At 62.5% G+C, this 17864-nt stretch carries 14 protein-coding genes; 7 read left to right on the top strand and 7 right to left on the bottom strand.

The genetic code is table 11. The annotated features are described in order from the left end of the window. Window positions 1-17 precede the first annotated feature (17 nt). The 5 genes from PVU19_RS00620 to mdoH all read left to right on the top strand — a co-directional run bounded on the left by PVU19_RS00620 (window position 18) and on the right by mdoH (window position 6713). Window positions 18-488: a DUF302 domain-containing protein gene (locus tag PVU19_RS00620; RefSeq protein WP_050663885.1), complete on the top strand. Its 471-nt coding sequence runs from the start codon at window positions 18-20 to the stop codon at window positions 486-488. Between the two features lie 209 nt (window positions 489-697). Continuing rightward, a complete protein-coding gene (locus PVU19_RS00615) occupies window positions 698-2074 on the top strand; it encodes a tetratricopeptide repeat protein (RefSeq protein ID WP_050663884.1) in 1377 nt (458 codons plus the stop codon). 36 nt (window positions 2075-2110) lie between these two features. Further along, on the top strand, window positions 2111-3340 hold the full coding sequence (locus tag PVU19_RS00610) for an OpgC family protein (RefSeq protein ID WP_050663883.1): 1230 nt from the start codon (window positions 2111-2113) through the stop codon (window positions 3338-3340). Beyond that, a complete protein-coding gene (locus PVU19_RS00605; protein ID WP_050663882.1) occupies window positions 3337-4842 on the top strand; it encodes an OpgD/OpgG family glucan biosynthesis protein in 1506 nt (501 codons plus the stop codon). Before PVU19_RS00610 ends, PVU19_RS00605 begins: the two co-directional genes overlap by 4 nt. Beyond that, a complete protein-coding gene (mdoH, locus tag PVU19_RS00600) occupies window positions 4830-6713 on the top strand; it encodes a glucans biosynthesis glucosyltransferase MdoH (RefSeq protein ID WP_050663881.1) in 1884 nt (627 codons plus the stop codon). The genes PVU19_RS00605 and mdoH overlap by 13 nt, the downstream gene beginning before the upstream one ends. Before the next feature lie 43 nt (window positions 6714-6756). Here the strand turns inward: mdoH and PVU19_RS00595 are convergent, their stop codons facing one another. The 7 genes from PVU19_RS00595 to urtA form a co-directional block, all read right to left on the bottom strand. After that, window positions 6757-7092: an FmdB family zinc ribbon protein gene (locus tag PVU19_RS00595; RefSeq protein ID WP_050663880.1), complete on the bottom strand. Its 336-nt coding sequence runs from the start codon at window positions 7090-7092 to the stop codon at window positions 6757-6759. Between the two features lie 57 nt (window positions 7093-7149). Continuing rightward, entirely contained in the window at window positions 7150-8379 is a 1230-nt protein-coding gene (fmdA, locus tag PVU19_RS00590) for a formamidase (RefSeq protein WP_050663879.1), read from the bottom strand. A 21-nt stretch (window positions 8380-8400) separates the two neighbouring features. After that, window positions 8401-9090, bottom strand: coding sequence for an urea ABC transporter ATP-binding subunit UrtE (urtE, locus tag PVU19_RS00585; protein WP_082237854.1), 690 nt, complete (start codon window positions 9088-9090; stop codon window positions 8401-8403). A 13-nt stretch (window positions 9091-9103) separates the two neighbouring features. Further along, entirely contained in the window at window positions 9104-9856 is a 753-nt protein-coding gene (urtD, locus tag PVU19_RS00580) for an urea ABC transporter ATP-binding protein UrtD (RefSeq protein ID WP_050663877.1), read from the bottom strand. A gap of 8 nt (window positions 9857-9864) precedes the next feature. Further along, complete coding sequence (urtC, locus tag PVU19_RS00575) at window positions 9865-10998, bottom strand: urea ABC transporter permease subunit UrtC (RefSeq protein ID WP_200901877.1); 1134 nt, start codon at window positions 10996-10998, stop codon at window positions 9865-9867. A gap of 22 nt (window positions 10999-11020) precedes the next feature. Further along, window positions 11021-11947: an urea ABC transporter permease subunit UrtB gene (urtB, locus tag PVU19_RS00570; RefSeq protein ID WP_050663875.1), complete on the bottom strand. Its 927-nt coding sequence runs from the start codon at window positions 11945-11947 to the stop codon at window positions 11021-11023. A gap of 126 nt (window positions 11948-12073) precedes the next feature. Further along, on the bottom strand, window positions 12074-13345 hold the full coding sequence (urtA, locus tag PVU19_RS00565; protein ID WP_050663874.1) for an urea ABC transporter substrate-binding protein: 1272 nt from the start codon (window positions 13343-13345) through the stop codon (window positions 12074-12076). 264 nt (window positions 13346-13609) lie between these two features. Here urtA and PVU19_RS00560 point away from each other — a divergent pair, with 264 nt between their 5' ends. Together PVU19_RS00560 and PVU19_RS00555 are read left to right on the top strand one after the other, a co-directional pair. Next, a complete protein-coding gene (locus PVU19_RS00560) occupies window positions 13610-16954 on the top strand; it encodes a hybrid sensor histidine kinase/response regulator (protein ID WP_050663873.1) in 3345 nt (1114 codons plus the stop codon). Then, on the top strand, window positions 16944-17864 hold the full coding sequence (locus PVU19_RS00555; protein ID WP_050663872.1) for a response regulator transcription factor: 921 nt from the start codon (window positions 16944-16946) through the stop codon (window positions 17862-17864). The genes PVU19_RS00560 and PVU19_RS00555 overlap by 11 nt, the downstream gene beginning before the upstream one ends.

Below are 17864 nucleotides of genomic sequence, written 5' to 3'. Positions count from 1 at the left end.
AACCCGGAGGTGTATTCATGCAACGATTTCTGAAACTTCTCGCAGTTCTCACTGTCCTTGCCGCGCCCGCGCAGGCGCTGGAGCCGCGTGAGGGTTGGGTGATCCACGATACGGCCAAGAGTTTTGCCGATCTGGTGCAGGCGGTGCGTGACGCGGTGAGCGATGCCCCCATTGCCATCGTGACGCAGGCGAGTGCGTCTGATGGGGCGAAGATGCAGGGGCACAGCATCGCCGGCAACCGGGTCTTTGGCCTCTACCGCAACGATTACGCGCGCCGCATGCTGGAGGCGAGCATCGCCGCCGGGATCGAGGCCCCGATTCGGATGTATGTGACCGAAGACGCCGACGGCACCGCGAGCCTGAGCTATAAGTCGCCGACGGCGGTTTTCTCTCCCTATTTCGACGAGGGCGGCGAAAAATTGCGCGATCTTGCGTCGGAACTGGACGGGGTTTTCGAAACTGTCGCGAAATCGGCCATAGCCGAGTGATCCTTGGGCGACGGGCGGCGGCCCGTTCCGCCTTTGGGCAGAAAGACGCCGATATCGTTCGCCTTATGCGGCAGCAACCCTGCCCTGTTCTCATCATATGAGTTAAACTCGGGATAACGTGTTGGTGAGGTCCGTCCCGCTTTTGTTGCGGGTGTCATACATAGCGGGCTAGCTGGAGTGTGAATGATTGCCGAAAAGGATGCCGGGCTATGCGTAATGATCAATTCGGGTACGAGACTTCCGTATCATCGCCTGTGGCCCTTGCGGCATGGGACCAGATGGTGCTGGCGTTTCTTGCCCATGCCGCGACAACGCCCGATCATCTTGGCACGGTGCTGAGCGAGGCGCCGGAATTCGCGATGGCGCATGCCACCAAGGGGCTGTTTTGCCTGATGCTGGGCAAGTCCGAGATGACCGAGACCGCGCAGCAGGCCTATCAGGCGGCGCTTGCCTGTGCGCGCGAGGGCAATCCGACGGCGCGCGAGATGGGCTATGTGCGCGGCCTTGGTGCATGGCTCGACGGGCGCCCGTCCGAGACGGTGCGCGAGATGGAAGCGGTGCTGGCGCGCTGGCCTGAGGATGCGCTGGCGATGAAGATCGGTCATGCCACCCGGTTCATCCTTGGCGACCGGCATGGCATGCGCGCCTCGCTCGAGGCGCTGTTGCCAGCCTATGACGCGCAGAACCCGGCGCGCGGTTACCTGTTCGGCTGTCACGCCTTTTCGCTTGAGGAAACCGGCGATTACGCCCGCGCCGAGACCGCCGGGCGCATGGGGCTGAGCGTCTCGCCCGATGATGCCTGGGGGCTGCACGCGGTGGCGCATGTCTTTGACATGACCTGTAATGCGCGTGCCGGGCTCGACTGGCTGGAGGGGCGCGAAGGGGCCTGGGCGCATTGCAACAACTTTCGCTACCACGTCTGGTGGCACAAGGCGCTGATGCATCTCGATCAGGGCGAGATAGACTCTGTTTTTGCCCTTTATGACCACGAGATTCGCCAAGACAAGACCGACGATTTCCGCGATATCTCCAACGGCACCTCGCTGCTGATGCGGCTGGAGCTGGAAGGCCATAACGTGGGCGACCGCTGGGAGGAACTGGCCGATATCTCAGAGCGGCGCTCTGAGGATGCCTGCCTCATTTTCGCCGATCTGCATTACATGCTGGCGCTGGTGGGCGACAATCGCGAGACGGCGATCAAGCAGATGATGGCGCGCATGCATCGTGACGCGAAGAAGACCAATGCAGGGGACCTGATGACGCGCATGGCCAATCCGGGGCTGTCGGCTGCGACGGGGCTTGAGGCCTTTGGGGAAGGCGATTACAAGACCGCGTTCCTCAACCTTGGAAGGGCGAGACGTTCCATGCAACTGGCCGGGGGCAGCCATGCCCAACGTGATGTCTTTGAGCGGCTCACCATTGATTGCGCGATCCGGGCTGGCTTTCTCGACGAGGCCGAAACCATCCTTCAGGAACGCGCAACGCAGCGCGCCGGGCGTCTCGACAGCTATGCAAGCGCGCGTCTCGACCTGATTAACGCTTCGCGCGGGGATTGGGACGAGGCCGATCGCCTGCCCGCCGAGTAACTCCGGTACGACATTTCAAAAGGAGCCGACACCGCGATGACGAGTGTTGCCGATCCGGCCATGCTACAGAGCCGCGCCAAAGAGACGGCGGCCCCGGCTGCCACGACCCGCGATATCCGGCTGGATTTCTTTCGCGGGCTGGCGATGTTCATCATCCTCTGCGCCCATACCCCGAGCAATTTCTTTACCAGCTGGATTCCGGCACGCTGGGGCTTTTCGGATGCGACCGAGATCTTCGTGTTCTGCTCCGGCATGGCCTCGGCCATCGCGTTTGGCCGCACGTTTGACCGGGCGGGATGGGCGCTGGGCACCGGGCGCGTGGGTTATCGCGTCTGGCAGGTTTACTGGGCGCATATCGGCATGTTCTTTGCCATCGCCACGCTGCTGGCGGCGTTCGATCATTTCGGCGATTTCGACAAGACCTATATCGGCACGCTGAACCTGTGGAAGTTCTTTGCCGATCCGGGGCCGCAGCTGGTGGGGCTGTTCAGCCTGACCTATGTGCCCAACTATTTCGACATCCTGCCGATGTATATGGTCATCCTCGTGATGATGCCGCTGATGATGGCGCTGAGCCGGATCAGTGTCTGGGCGACGTTCGCGGCGATGGCGCTGATCTGGCTGTTCGCGCAACGCGCGGTGCTCGATACGCTGGGCCTTACGCACCTGCATCTCGGTTTCCCGGCAGAGCCGTGGTCGGACCGCAAATGGTACTTCAACCCGTTCGGCTGGCAGTTGGTGTTCTTTACCGGCTTTGCCCTGATGCGCGGCTGGATTCCGAAACCGCCGGTGAACAAGGTCTTGATCGGGCTGGCGCTGGTGATCGTGATCGCCAATGTGCCGCTGTCGCATATCGGGATGCGGGAGTTCGGCTTTGACTGGGCGCGCGGCTGGCGCATCGACAACACCGGCCTGTTCAACAAGTCTGATTTCGGCATTCTGCGCTACGTGCATTTCCTGAGCCTCGCCTATCTGTGCTGGGTGGCGGCGGGCGACGGTGGTGCGCGGCTGAAAACCGTCGGCACGGGGCTTTTGTCGCGCGCCTGGGGTGGGCTGCTCAAGATGATCCTCAAGGTCGGGCAGCAATCCCTCGCGGTGTTCGTCTTTTCGATGGTCTTTGCCCGGCTCTCGGGGTTCGTGATGGACCAGATCGGGCGCACGACATGGAACATGGTGCTGGCCAACTGCGTTGGCTTCGCATCGTTGATCCTCGTGGCCTATTCGGTGGCGTGGTTCAAATCACATCCCTGGCGAGGCGCAAAATGATCCGGCGTGACGTTCTGAAATCGCTGAGTGCCTTTGCGCTCTTTCCTGGCCTAGCCCAAGCGCAGGCGGCGCAGCCGTTTTCCGAGGCGATGCTGCTTGATCTCGCGCGTGAAGTGGCAGCAAAGCCCTATGCCAAGCGTCCGACCGTGCCGCAGGCGTGGCAGGACATGAGCTATGACGAATACCGCTCGATCTGGTTTCGCAGCAAGGATGCGATCTGGTCCGAGGCCGATAGCACGCTTGAACTCGATCTTTTTCTGCCGGGGCTCTATTTCCCGCATACCGTCGAGGTGAACCTTGTCGAAGATGGCATGACGCGCACACTGCCGTTCGATTTTTCGCTGTTCGACAAGACCGACAAGGCCCCCGAGTTGCCGCTTGACGGGCATCTGGGCTATTCCGGCCTGCGCCTGCGGGCGGAACTGGAAAAGCCGGGGATTTTTCAGGAATACGCGGTGTTTCAGGGGGCCAGCTATTTCCGCGTGATCGCGCGCGATCTGGTTTATGGCCTGTCGGCGCGAGGCCTTGCGGTAGATACCGGCGGGCCGGAGGGTGAGGAGTTTCCCGATTTCACCCGGTTCTGGATCGAAAAACCCGCCCCCGGTGTCAGCACGCACACGGTGCATGCGCTGATGGAGAGCCCTTCGGTGACCGGGATTTACCATTTCACGATGCGTCCAGAGGGGGCGGAGACCGAGGTGGAGGTGCGCTGCACGCTGATGCCGCGCGTGGCGCTGGAGAATGTGGGCATCGCACCGCTGACCTCGATGTTCTATTTCGACGCCACCAACCGGCATCGGTTCGACGATTTCCGTGCCGCTGTGCATGACAGCGACGGGCTGAGCATTCTCAACGGCAATGGCGAAATGCTGTGGCGGCCCTTGGGCAATCCGCGTGATCTGCAAATTTCGAGCTTCGTGGATACCAACCCGCAGGGCTTTGGCCTGTCGCAGCGGTCGCGCGCCTATTCGGATTTCCACGATCTTGAGGCGCATTACCATGAGCGCCCGAGCCTGTGGATCACCCCGGGCGAGGGGTGGGGGCGCGGCGCGGTCACGCTGGTGGAGATCCCGACTGACAAGGAAATCTACGACAATATCGTGGCATATTGGCGCCCGCGCGAGCCGTTGGCCGAGGGGGCCGAGCACAGTTTCAGCTATGGCATGACGTGGACCGGCGGCATCGAGGAGAAAAAGCCGGTGGCGCGGGTGATCGAGACCCGGGCCGGGCGCGGCTTTCCCAATGACATGCGTCAGGTGGTGACGGTCGATTTTGCCCCGCATGACGCGCTGCCCGAGGCGTATGACGATCTGGTGCTCTACGTCTATTCCAACCGGCTGGAAACCTCGGAAGGGCAGGTGCAGCGCAACCCGGAAACCGGCGGCCCGCGCCTTGCGTTTTCGTTTGACCCCGGCGAGGTGACGGCGGCGGAAATCCGGGCGCAGCTGTTCCACGAGGGGCGCGGCGTGTCAGAAGTGTGGCTCTACCGATGGACCGCCTGACCCCCTTTCCCGGCGCGGCGCATATGCCGCCGCCTGCCCCTCTGGATCACCCGATTCAGAGCCTGAACCGGGTGCATCACGACCCCAACGCGCCCGCCTGGCGGCCAAATCTGAATTACTGGTGGCGGCGGGCGGCCACCTTTCTGCCTGCCACACTGACCACTGGCGCGCTGGGCCTTGCCTTTGGCGACTGGCTGTCTGTCGGGGGCATGTGGTGGCTGGAATGGGTGCTGCTGGCGCTGGTGATGGTCACGTTCTTCTGGATTGCGCTGGCGGTGGGCACGGCGACGCTGGGGCTGGCCTGTCACATGATGCATAAGCGCGCGCAGGCGCGTGCCACGCCCGCGCCGCTGAACGTGGCGTTGTTGGTGCCGATCTATAACGAGGACACGTCTGAGGTGTTCGGCAACGCCTGTGCCATGATGTCGGCGCTGCGCGCGGCAGGGGCCGCGCACCGCTTTGAGCTGTTCATCCTGTCGGACACGCAGGATGCCGCCGTCGCCATGGCCGAACAGCGCGCCTTTGCCACGCTGCGCGCGGCGCTGCCGCCTGATTGCGCGGTCTGGTATCGCCGCCGGGTGCAGAATACCGGGCGCAAAGTGGGTAATATCGGGCAATGGCTGGAAAACTGGGGCGCGGCGCATGACGCGATGCTGGTGCTCGATGCCGATAGCCTGATGAGTGCCGAGGCGATTGTCGCGCTGTCGGACGAGATGTCGGCCGACCCTACGGCGGGGCTGATTCAATCTGCCCCGATGGTGGTGGGGTCGGACACGCTCTTTGGGCGGATGCAGCAGTTTTCTGCCGCCGTTTACGGCACGCTGCTGTCCGAGGGGCTGGCCGGTTGGACCGGCTCCGAGGGAAATTACTGGGGACATAATGCTATCCTGCGCACCCGCGCCTTTGCCGATTGCGCGGGGCTGCCGGAAATGCCGTCGCTGACAGGGAAGGGCGGGCTGATCCTGAGCCATGATTTCGTCGAGGCGGGGCTGTTGCGCAGGGCCGGGTGGGCCGTGCGCTTCATGCCCTCGGTCAAGGGCAGTTACGAGGAGCCGCCTGCCACCCTGATCGACTATGCGCTGCGCGACCGGCGCTGGTGCCATGGCAACCTGCAACATCTGAGCCTGCTGGCGACGCGTGGCTTTCACGCCGTGTCGCGCTTTCACCTGTTTCACGGCGCGATGAGTTATCTTCTGTCGCCTGCGTGGTTCGGATTGCTGGTGATCTGGGCGCTACTGGGAAACGGGCATAACAGCGTGATCACCTATTTCTCGCTGGAGAACCCGCTCTACCCGGTCTGGCCGGAAATGACCCGGGTGAGTTCGGTTCTGATTCTGCTGTTCATGTATGGCATGTTGCTGGCCCCCAAGCTGATGGGCGCGGTGGCGCTTGGGCTGGCGGATGTGCCGATCCGCAGCTTTGGCGGGGCGGTGCGGTTCACCGTGTCGCTGGTGGTGGAGATTTTGCTGTCGATCCTGTTCGCGCCGATCATGATGGTGCAACAGCTTGTGGCGGTGTTGCGCTCGGTCATCGGCATGCGCCCGATCTGGTCACCGCAGGCGCGAAAGGGTGGGGATTACAGCCCCGGCACGGTCCTGAAATTCCACCTGCTGGAGACGGTGAGCGGGGCGCTGCTTGTCATCGGCATGGCGGCGGGCACGGTATCGCTCTGGCTGTTGCCGATCGCGATCAGCCTGATTGCCGCCGTGCCGCTGTCGATGCTGTCGGGGCTGAGTCTGGGCGAGTGGCGCGGACTGCGTCATGTCATGGCCACGCCCGAGATGATCGACACGCCGCCGATCCTGCAGGATGCCCGCGCGCACCGGGCGCTATTTCGCGCGGCAGACACGACGCCGATTGCGGCGGAATAGGGACTGTTTCATCGTCCGATGGCGGGCGGTGTGGCCTGTCGGGTTAGTGCGAGATCATCCAGGGCCGCGCCGCCGGAAAGCTCTTGGAGCCATCGGGGCGGTGCAGTGTGCGACTGGGCAATTTCTTTGACGCCGACCCGCAGCACGAGCAGCCGGGACCGTGGGATTTCGTTGATTTCGGGGCATGTTGCGCACGTTCATTGGTGGCGATGGCCGTGCGCCGTGTGCCGTCCATGTTGGCGAAGGCCGGGGCGCGCAGCAGCACGCGGGGTGAGGATGCGGCGCAGGTCGGGCAGGCGCAGGGCTGATCGAAATCCGACATGGCGGCAAAGCCGGTGAACGGACCGCAATCGGGGCAGCTATAGTCATAATAGGGCATGTCTGTCTCCGGGTTTGGAGGCCGGGCGGATCATGTGTGACCCGCCCGAACGCGTGATCAGAGATCCGGGGCGAGCGGAATATCGACTGAGCCGTCGAGATGTTTGGTCGGCCCGTCAGAGCCTGGCATGATGTCGAACTCGAAAATCTCGTTCGGAAGCCAGAGCGTCGCGCAGGCGTTGGGAATATCCACCACGCCCGAGATATGGCCCTGCACCGGGGCGGTGCCGAGGATGGCGTAGGCCTGCGCGCCGGTATAGCCGAACTTCTTGAGATACTCGATCGCGTTCAGGCAGGCCTGGCGATAGGCAACATGCACGTCGAGATAGTGCTGATGCCCGCTCTCATCGACGGAGATGCCCTCGAAGATCAGGTAATCGTCGTATTTCGGCGTGATCGGGGAGGGTTTGAAGATCGGGTTCTTGATACCGTATTTCTCCATCCCGCCCTTGACCAGTTCAACCTGGATATGCAGCCAGCCGGCCATCTCGATGGCACCGCAGAAGGTGATCTCGCCGTCGCCCTGGCTAAAGTGCAGGTCGCCCATCGAAAGCCCCGCCCCGTCCACGTAGACCGGGAAATAGCAGGTCGCTCCGCGCGACAGATCCTTGATGTCGCAATTGCCGCCATGTTCGCGGGGCGGCACGGTGCGCGCGGCCTCGGACGCGGCTTTCATCTTTTCGTCGCCGGTGAGTTTGCCCATATGCGCGGACTGCGTGTCGGGCAGGGCGGCCAAGGGGGGCACGCGCCCGGGATCGGTGTCGACCAGTGCCTTTTCGCGGCTGTTCCACATGTCCAGCATCTTGCGGTCCGGCAGGCAGCCGATCAGGCCCGGGTGAATGAGCCCTGCGTATTTCACCCCCGGCACGTGACGTGACGAGGTGAACATGCCATGAAAATCCCAGATGGATTTCTGCGCCTCGGGGAAATGATCGGTCAGGAAGCCGCCGCCGTTCTGCTTGGAGAAAAAGCCGTTGAAACCCCAGTTCATCTCTTCCTTGGCGCCGATATCGAGGATGTGAACCTTGAGCAGATCGCCCGGTTCGGCCCCTTTCACGCCGATCGGGCCGGAGAGGTAATGCACCTGTTCCAATTCAACGTCGCGCACGTCGGCGGCATCGTCGTCATTCTTGATCTGGCCGCCGGTCCAGTCATAGGTTTCGATCTTGAAATCGTCACCCGGCTCAACCCAGACGGCAATTGGGATATCGGGATGCCAGCGGTTGTGCACCGCCTCGTTGGTGTGCGGGCTTTCGGAAAGATCGACCGAAATAAGCGTATCTGCCATGTTGTCCTCTCTTTGCTTTGGTCAAACGGATAGGAATTTCGAGACTTTCGCCTCGTCGATGCCCTCGCGCGGGCTGTCATGGACGAAGGTGCCGTTTTCCAGAACGACCACCCGGTCGGCGACGTCGAGCGCGAAGGTCAGGACCTGTTCGGAGACCACGATGGACAGGCCCTTTTCATCGCGGATCCGGCGCAGGGTGCGCGCCATCTCGCGGATGATCGACGGCTGGATGCCCTCGGTCGGTTCATCCAGAAGCAGCACCTTGGGGCGCGAGGCGAGCGCGCGGGCGATGGCCAGCTGTTGTTGCTGGCCACCCGACAGGTTGCCGCCGCGTCGTGATTTCATGTCGAGCAGCACGGGGAAGAGTTCGTAGATATCCGGGGGCACGGTGCTTTCGCCGGTCACGGTCAGCCCGGTTTCGACATTTTCCTGCACCGTCATGGAGGAAAAGATCATCCGGCCCTGTGGCACATAGGCGATGCCGCTGGCCACGCGCTGATGCGGCTTGAGGTCGGTGACAGTCTTGCCCTCGACGGTGACGGTGCCGGATCTGGTCGGCATGATGCCCATCAGCGTCTTCATCAGCGTGGTCTTGCCCATGCCGTTGCGCCCCATGATCGCGATGATCTCGCCCGGGGCGACGTCGAGATCGAGCCCGTGCAGCACCTCGCTCTCGCCGTAGGCCGAGCGGAGTTCCTTGACGTTTAACATGGTGCTCTCCTTTTCAGTGTCCGAGGTAGACTTCGACGACCTTGGGGTCGTTTTGCACATGCTCCATCGACCCTTCCGACAGGACCTGCCCCTGGTGCAGGACGGTCACGCGGGTGGCGATATCGGCGACAAAGCCCATGTCGTGCTCGATCACGATCACCGACCGGTCGGCGATGATGCGGTTGAGCAGATCGGCCGTCTTGCGGCGCTCGGCCACGGACATGCCTGCGACCGGCTCGTCGAGCATCAGGAGTTCGGGGTCCTGGATCAGCAGCATGCCGATTTCGAGCCATTGTTTCTGGCCGTGGCTGAGGAAGGCCGCCTTCTGGCCGAGATGTTCGGTAAGAAAGACCATCTCGGCGATTTCCGTGATCCGCTCGCGCACGGCGGCGTCGCGCCGGAAGAACAGGGCACCGAAGACCCCGTGCCCCTTTGGATAGCTGATTTCGAGATTGGCGAAGACGCTCAGGTCTTCGTAGACCGAGGGGGTCTGGAACTTGCGGCCCACCCCGGCATGCACGATCTGGTCCTCGCGCATTTTCAAGAGGTTCTGGCCCTTGAATGCGATCGAGCCCGAGGTGGCGCGGGTGCGCCCGCAGATCAGGTCGAGCACCGTGGTCTTGCCCGCGCCGTTGGGCCCGATGATGACCCGGCATTCATTGGGTTCGACATAGAAGCTGAGGTCGTTGACCGCCTTGAACCCGTCGAAGGACACGGTGAGGTCTTCGACCATCAGAACGAAGTTCTTGTTGTTGTAGTCCAGCATGGCTCACCTCATTCCGCGGGGGTTTTTTCGGCCGTGGATGCGGCGGTGTCATTCGCCGCACCGGGCCAGAGGCGCATCAGGCGCGGCTCGATATGCTCGGACCAGAGGCCGGCCAGACCGTTGGGAAAGGCCATGACCACGGCGATGAAGAGCGCGCCCAGGCCGAACAGCCACAATTCCGGAAAGCTCTCGGAAAAGCTGGTCTTGGCGTAGTTCACCAGAAGCGTGCCGTAGACCGCCCCGAGGATCGACAGCCGCCCGCCGACGGCGGCATAGATCACCATCTCGATCGAGGGCACGATGCCCACGAAGCTGGGCGACATGAAACCCACCTGAAGCGTGAACATCGCCCCGCCGATGGCGGCGAAGGCCCCGCCGAGGCAGAAGATGAAGATCTTGAAATTGGCCACGTCATAGCCCGAGAACCGCACCCGGTCCTCTTGATCGCGCATTGCGATCAGAAGGCGGCCCAGCTTGGATTTGCGGACGAATTGCGCGATCAGCAGAACCACGAACAGCAACCCGCCATTGACGAAGTAGAGCAGGGTCTTGGCCTCGTCGGTGCGGATGTCCCAGCCGTTGAGGGTGCGCAGGTCGGTGATGCCGTTGACGCCGCCGGTAAAGCCCTGCTGCCCGATGATCAGGATCGTCAGGATCGCCGCGATAGCCTGGGTGATGATCGCGAAATAGACCCCGCCGACCCGGCGGCGGAACATCGCGACACCGATGATGAAGGAAAACACGACCGGCACCACGATCACCGCCACGAGTGTGAAGGCCAGCGAGTTGAACGGCTCCCACCACCAGGGCAGGGCGGTGATCTGGTTCCAGTCCATGAAATCCGGAATGCCGGGGGTGGACTGGATCGCGGTGTTTTCGGGCGAGGAGGCCTCGAGCTTGAGGAACATCGCCATACAGTAGCCGCCAAGCCCGAAGAAGACGCCCTGACCAAGGCTGAGAATGCCGCCCACGCCCCAGCACAGCACGAGGCCGATGGCGACGAAGGCGTAGGTCAGATACTTGCCGAAGAGGTTCAGGCGGAAGGGTTCGAGCAGTGCGGGAAACACGATGAAGATGATCGCCGCGAGGATGGCATAGCCGACAAGATCGCGCCGGGTCATGAAGGAGTGTTTGATCGGCATGGGGTGCATCGTTGCCTCCGGCTTACTTGCGCAGTTTCAGGGAGAAGAGGCCCTGCGGGCGCAGCATCAGGATGCCGACCACGGTCAGCAGGGTGAGAACCTTGGCCATCGAGCCGGACAGGAAGAATTCCATGATCGACTGGGCCTGGCTGATCGAGAATGCGCTGGCGATGGTGCCCAGAAGGCTGCCCGCGCCGCCGAAGACCACCACGAGGAAGGTGTCGACGATGTAAAGCTGGCCGGAAGTCGGCCCGGTGGAGCCGATCATCGTGAAGGCTGAACCCGCCACGCCCGCCACGCCGCATCCGATGGCGAAGGTCATCCGGTCAGTCCAGGCGGTGTTGATGCCCACGGCATCGGCCATCTGGCGGTTGTTGTTGATTGCGCGCACCTGCTTGCCCCAGCCCGAGCGATACATCATCACGTAGACGCCGACGGAAATGCTGATGGCGAGCACCATCACGAAAATGCCGTTGATCGGCACCTCGATCAGGTCGGTGATCGGCAGCGAGCCCATCATCCAGTCGGGGATCGACACCCCCACCTCGCGCGCGCCGAAGACTGTGCGGTAGGTCTGTTGCAGGATCAGGCTGAGCCCCCATGTGGCCAGCAGCGTGTCGAGCGGGCGTTTGTAGAGATGCCGGATCAGGGCCCATTCCACCAGCATCCCGAGCGCGCCCGCCGCGACAAAGGCGACCGCCATCGCGACGAAGAAATACATGCTGAAGAGGGCGGGCATGTAAGCGGAGAAGAGGTTCGACATTAGGTAGGTGACATAGGCACCGAGAATCATGAATTCGCCATGCGCCATGTTGATCACGCCCATCTGGCCAAAGATGATCGCGAGACCGAGCGCCATCAGCACGAAGACCGAGAACAGGATGAGACCGGCAAAGCCCTGCATGGCAAAGATCGCGATCAGGTCGCTGGTGGAATAGTCTGCAAACATGGCATGTCTTCCGTTTCTGATGGCAGCGGGAGAAAGGTCAGGGGGCTGCGCCGCGTGGGACCAACGCGGCGCAGGAGGGGCGCGCTATCCGGCCCAGGTCTGGTGCGGGCGGATAGCGGACAGCCCTTACTGGTAGCCTTCGGGGAACGGATCGGGCTCGACCAGATCGGCGGTCTCGAACACGACTTCGTATTGACCATCCGCCTTGGCGCGGCCGACACGTGTCTTGGACCACAGGTGATGGTTTTCATGCACCTTGACGTAACCCTCGGGCGCGGAAGTAAGCTCGATGCCGGGGCTGGCCTCGCGGACCTTGTCGACGTCGAAGGAGCCTGCCTGTTCCACGGCGGCCTTCCACAGCCAGGGCCCGAGATAGGCCGCCTGCGTGACGTCACCGATGACGATCTCGTCGCCCCACATGTCCTTGAACGCCTTGACGAATGCCTGGTTGTTCTCGTTTTCGAGGCTCTGGAAATACTTCATGCAGGCATAGGCCCCGTCGATGTTCTCGCCGCCGATGCCGCGGATTTCGTCCTCGGTCACGGAGATGGTCAGAACGATCGGGCTTTCCTCGGTCGGGTCGATGCCCGCTGCGGTCAGCTGCTTGTAGAAGGCCACGTTCGAGCCACCCACGACGATGGCGTAGATCACGTCGGGCTTGCGCAGGCGGATCTTGTTGATCACCGAGTTGAACTGCGTGTGGCCGAGCGGGTAATACTCTTCGCCTACGACCTTGCAGCCGTCCATGAAGTTTTCGATATGCTTGCGCGCGATCTTGTTCGAGGTGCGCGGCCAGATGTAATCCGACCCCAGCAAGTAGAAGGTCTTGGCCCCCTTGGTCTTGTTGACCCAGTCGAGACCGGCGATGATCTGCTGGGTCGCTTCCTGCCCGGTGTAGATGACGTTGGGGCTCTGCTCGAGACCCTCGTAGAAGGTGGGATAGTAGAGAAAGCCGTTATACTGCTCGAATACCGGCAGAACCGCCTTGCGGCTGGCCGATGTCCAGCAGCCCATGACCGATGCGACCTTGTCCTGCACCAAGAGTTTCTTGGCCTTTTCGGCAAAGGTGGGCCAGTCGGATGCGCCGTCTTCCTGGATGAACTCGATCTTGCGTCCGAGGATGCCGCCCTGGGCGTTGATCTGTTCGATGGCCAGCTTTTCGGCCTGAACCGAGCCGGTTTCCGAGATCGCCATGGTGCCGGTGATCGAGTGCAGGATACCGCAGGTCACGGTCGTGTCGGTGACCGCAAGCCCGGTGGTGTTGACCACATCGGTGGGGAAATCTTGCGCGCGCAGCATCTTGGGTGTGAACAGCGATGCCGAAAGAGCAGCCCCGCCCGCCAACACGGTGCGACGGCTCAGGTTGCTGATTTCGGGTGATTTTTTCGTATCGGTCATAGTGCCTCCTTATCAGTGCAACTGTCGTTGAGACGGCACGATTGTGCCTCTGACAAGCAAGCTGGCAGGAAATGCTGCAATGCAGTATACGTTGAATGACGTATATGGTTGGGCGTTTTTACCCTGCACAATGGCCCTTGTTTCCGGCGCTGTGCCGATGCGGCTGTTTGCGTAGTCGCGCCGTGTTCGTGCTCTTTGAACGGTGCGGTTCGCGCCACAAGATTTCCGCGGCCTCGCAGCCGCTCTTCAGGACCCTGGAGGCCCATGGCCATATCATTCAGTGCCACGGGCGGCCGACGGAAATACAATCGTTGGGTCGCCAATGAAACGATGGAGGATTTCGCCCTCCGTTACACCGCGCGGCGCGCGCGGCGCTGGAGTTACGCGCGCGTGGCCAATACCGCGCTCGGCTCGATCTCGTTTCTGGCGCTCGAGGCGATCGGCGGTGCGCTGACGCTGATCTACGGGTTCGATGCCGCGATTCTCGCGATCATGCTGGCGGGGCTGATCCTGTTCCTGACCTGCCTGCCGATCAGCTATTACGGGGCGCGCTACGGAGTGGATATCGACCTTTTGACGCGTGGCGCGGGGTTTGGCTATATCGGCTCGACGATCACCTCGCTGATCTATGCCACCTTCACCTTCATCTTTTTCGCACTCGAGGCCGCGATCCTCGCCTTTGCGCTGGAGTTCTGTTTCGGTGTGCCGCTCGGGCTTGGCTATCTGCTGTCGGCGGTGGTGGTGATTCCGCTGGTGATCAACGGATTTTCCAAGATCTCGGCGTTTCAGACCGTGACGCAGCCGTTCTGGATCATCCTTCATATCCTGCCCTTCGCGCTATTGGCCTATTCCGGCGTCGATCTTGAAAGCTGGACCGGGTTCACCGGTGAACGCGGCGCCGAAGGGCCGACACTGATGATGATCGGGGCCGCGATGGGGGTGGTTCTGTCGCTGATCGCACAGATCGGCGAGCAGGTGGATTTCCTGCGCTTTCTGCGTGAACCCAAGACCAAAGCCGAGCGGCGGCGCTGGTGGATCGCGCTATTGGCGGCGGGGCCGGGATGGACCGTTCTGGGCGTGATCAAGATGCTTCTGGGGTCTTTCCTGCTGACGTTGGCCATTGGTGCGGCGGTGCCGCCGCGCGATGCCACCGACCCGACCAAGATGTATTTCACCGCCTTCGATCAGGTGATCACCGTGCCGTTTCTCGCGCTCGTCCTGACCGGGGCGTTCGTCATCCTGTCGCAGCTCAAGATCAATGTGACCAATGCCTATGCAGGCTCTATCGCGTGGTCCAATTTCTTTTCGCGGCTGACGCATTCGCATCCCGGGCGGGTGATCTGGCTGGTGTTCAACGTGTCCATCGCCCTGATGCTGATGGAACTGGGGGTGTTTCATGTGATCGAATCGATCCTCGGGCTTTACTCTCACGTGGCGCTTGCATGGATCGGGGCGCTGACGGCGGATCTGGTGGTGAACAAACCTCTTGGGCTCAGTCCCAAGGGGATCGAGTTCCGTCGGGCGCATCTTTATGACATCAACCCGGTCGGCACAGGGGCGATGCTGATCGCGGTGCTGGTGTCGATCCTTGTTCTGGCGGGCGGCACGGGCGAGACGCTTCAGCCGTTTTCGTCACTGATCGCGCTGGCCACAGCATTTGTCGTGGCACCGGTCATCGCATGGGGGACGGGGGGCAAGTACTATATCGCCCGCCCGGTCACCGCGCCCGGGCCGACAACGCCCGAAGGCACCCAGACCTGTTGCGTGTGCGAGTACCGTTTCGACCCGGAGGACATGACCGACTGTCCGTTCTACGCGGGGCCGATCTGTTCGCTGTGCTGCACGCTCGATGCGTCGTGCCGGGACAGTTGCAAACCGCACGCGACCTACGCGGTGATGTGGGTGTCGACCCTGCGGCGCATCCTGCCGCGCCGGGTCTTTTCGGTTCTGATCTCGCGGCTGTCGGTGTTCTTCATCGCCACCGCCGTGCCGAGTTCGGTCTTTGCCGGGGTGCTGTTGCTGATCCGGTCGAAGGCGGAGACAGCGCAGCTTGATGCGGTGCTGACCGTGATTTTCTGCACGGTGCTGGTGGTCAACGGCATCATCGTCTGGACCTTCATCCTGATCCGCGAAAGCCATAACAAGGCCCGGGACGAGGCCGAGGTGCAGACGCAGCGGCTGTTGCAGGAAATCCGCGCGCATGAACGCACCGACGCGGAATTGCAGTCAGCCAAGGAAAAGGCCGAGGCCGCCAACCTGGCCAAGACGCGCTACATGGCCGGGATCAGTCACGAGTTGCGCACGCCGCTGAACGCGATTTACGGCTATGCGCAGCTGATGGAGCAGGACCGTGATATTCCGGCCGGTCGGCGCGAGGCGGTGCTGGCGATCCGGCGCGGATCAGAGCATCTGGCGGCGCTGATCGAGAATCTGCTCGATATCTCCAAGATCGAGGCGGGCCGGCTGGAGATTTACCGTGACCGGATCAACCTGCCCTCGCTCTTGCGTCAGATCGCGGCGGTGTTTCAGCGACAGGCGCGCGAAAAGGGCCTCGATTTCGCGATCCAGACCTCCGGCAACCCGCCGGAATGGATCGAGTTCGACGAAAAGCGGCTGCGTCAGATCATCATCAATCTGCTGTCCAACGCCATCAACTATACGCCGTCGGGCACGGTCACGCTGCATCTGCACTATCGCAACGAGGTCGCGCTTCTCGAGGTGAGCGATACCGGCATCGGGATCGAAGAGGAAAACATCGACCGGATCTGGAAGCCGTTCGAGAGGTTCGCGCAAAAGACCTCGGCGGGGTCGGGTTTGGGGCTGACGATCACGCGGCTGCTGGTCGAGATTCTGGGCGGTGAGATCACCGTGAAAAGCGAGCCGGGCGCGGGCACGACCTTTTCCGTGCGCCTGATGCTGCCCTCGCTGCGCGAGAGCGCCATTCCGAGCGCGGCCTGGACCATGAAAGAGCGGATCATGGCGGCGGGCTATGTCGGACCGCTCAAGACGGTGATGGTGGTGGATGACGATCACGACCATCTGCGTCTGCTGGAAACCACGCTGCGGCCTTTGGGGTTTCTCGTGCAGGCGCTGCCCGATGCCGAATCCGCGCTGTCCGCGCTGGAGGACGTGACGCCGGACCTCTTCATTCTCGACATCGACATGCCGGGCATGACCGGCTGGGATCTGGCCCAGGCCCTGCGCGACCGGAGCGCGCATCTGTCAACGCCGATCATGATGGTGACGGGGCATGCGCTGGAGGCGCGGCAATCCATCGACCGCAGCCAGCTTTATGATGCGTTCATCGTCAAACCCTATTCGCTGAGCGATTTTCTGGTTCGCATGGCCGGGCTGATGAAGGTCGACCTGACCACCGACGACGCAGAGGAGACCGCAAGGGCCAGTGGCATTCCGGGGGACGCGCTAGAGCGGATGATCCGGCTGGCCGAGATCGGTCATGCCGCCGGACTCAATCGGGAACTCGATACGGCGACGGGCGGGCACAAGGCCGAGACCGGGCAGGTCGCGCGCCTGCGCCGCCATCTCGATGCGTTTGATCTGCCGGGGGCGGCCCGCCTGTTGAAGGAGATGATGCAAGATGCACGCTGACACCCTGTCCAATCCCGTCTCGGCCAGCCGTTTCATCGCGCTGGTGATCGACGATGCGCCGGAAACGCTCGGGCTGGTGTCCCGCGCGCTGGAGGAGAACGGCATGACCGTTCTGGTCGCCCGCTCTGGCGAGGATGGCATTGATCTGGCCCAGAGGGTGCAGCCCGATGTCATCCTGCTGGATGCGATGATGCCCGGTCTGGACGGGTTCGAGACCTGTCGCAGGCTCAAGATCGCACCGGATGCGATGGCGGCGCCGGTGATCTTCATGACCGGCATGTCGGAGTCAGAGCATATTCTGAAGGGGCTTCAGGCCGGGGGCGTGGACTATATCACCAAGCCGGTCGTGGTCGAGGAATTGCTGGCACGGATCACCACGCATGTCCTGAACGCGCGCGCGATTCAATCGGCGCGGGCGGCGTTGCATTATGCCGGTCAGACGGTGGTGACCTTTGCCATGGACGGCCGGATCAGTTGGGGCACGCCCAAGGCGGTGGAGCGGCTCTCGGAGACGCCGCTGGCGGCAGGCGGGGTTGCGTCCGTGCCGGTTCAGGCCTGGCTGGAGCGGCTTGGCTCGCAGCCCATGTCGACCGCGAAACCCTATGTCGAGGGGCGGCTGAAACTGGTTTATCTGGGCCAGTTTCAGGGTGAGATCGTGGTGCGCCTCAAGGAAGACGAGCCGGAGATCAGCGAGGATGAGCGTCTGGCCAAGGTGTTCGCCCTGACCGCGCGCGAGGCGCAGGTGCTGTTGTGGCTGTCGCATGGCAAGACCAATCGCGACATCGCCGAAATCCTGTCGCTGAGCGCACGCACGGTGAACAAGCATCTCGAACAGGTCTTTCACAAGATGGGGGTCGACAACCGCACCTCTGCCGCCGTTATGGCGGACCGGGCGCTGCACGGCGTGTGA

Source organism: Roseovarius tolerans (genome assembly GCF_028885395.1).
GTDB classification, from domain to species: Bacteria; Pseudomonadota; Alphaproteobacteria; order Rhodobacterales; family Rhodobacteraceae; genus Roseovarius; species Roseovarius tolerans.
This window is presented reverse-complemented; position numbering and strand designations above follow the sequence as displayed.

Excerpts from the sequence above, each read along its gene's own strand:
- fmdA (WP_050663879.1), bottom strand. The coding sequence starts at position 8,379 with ATGGCAGATACGCTTATTTCGGTCGATCTTTCCGAAAGCCCGCACACC.
- PVU19_RS00595 (WP_050663880.1), bottom strand. The coding sequence starts at position 7,092 with ATGCCCTATTATGACTATAGCTGCCCCGATTGCGGTCCGTTCACCGGC.
- PVU19_RS00615 (WP_050663884.1), top strand. The coding sequence starts at position 698 with ATGCGTAATGATCAATTCGGGTACGAGACTTCCGTATCATCGCCTGTG.
- urtA (WP_050663874.1), bottom strand. The coding sequence starts at position 13,345 with ATGACCGATACGAAAAAATCACCCGAAATCAGCAACCTGAGCCGTCGC.
- urtD (WP_050663877.1), bottom strand. The coding sequence starts at position 9,856 with ATGCTGGACTACAACAACAAGAACTTCGTTCTGATGGTCGAAGACCTC.
- mdoH (WP_050663881.1), top strand. The coding sequence starts at position 4,830 with ATGGACCGCCTGACCCCCTTTCCCGGCGCGGCGCATATGCCGCCGCCT.
- PVU19_RS00605 (WP_050663882.1), top strand. The coding sequence starts at position 3,337 with ATGATCCGGCGTGACGTTCTGAAATCGCTGAGTGCCTTTGCGCTCTTT.
- PVU19_RS00620 (WP_050663885.1), top strand. The coding sequence starts at position 18 with ATGCAACGATTTCTGAAACTTCTCGCAGTTCTCACTGTCCTTGCCGCG.
- PVU19_RS00555 (WP_050663872.1), top strand. The coding sequence starts at position 16,944 with ATGCACGCTGACACCCTGTCCAATCCCGTCTCGGCCAGCCGTTTCATC.
- urtE (WP_082237854.1), bottom strand. The coding sequence starts at position 9,090 with ATGTTAAACGTCAAGGAACTCCGCTCGGCCTACGGCGAGAGCGAGGTG.
- urtC (WP_200901877.1), bottom strand. The coding sequence starts at position 10,998 with ATGCCGATCAAACACTCCTTCATGACCCGGCGCGATCTTGTCGGCTAT.
- PVU19_RS00560 (WP_050663873.1), top strand. The coding sequence starts at position 13,610 with ATGGCCATATCATTCAGTGCCACGGGCGGCCGACGGAAATACAATCGT.
- PVU19_RS00610 (WP_050663883.1), top strand. The coding sequence starts at position 2,111 with ATGACGAGTGTTGCCGATCCGGCCATGCTACAGAGCCGCGCCAAAGAG.
- urtB (WP_050663875.1), bottom strand. The coding sequence starts at position 11,947 with ATGTTTGCAGACTATTCCACCAGCGACCTGATCGCGATCTTTGCCATG.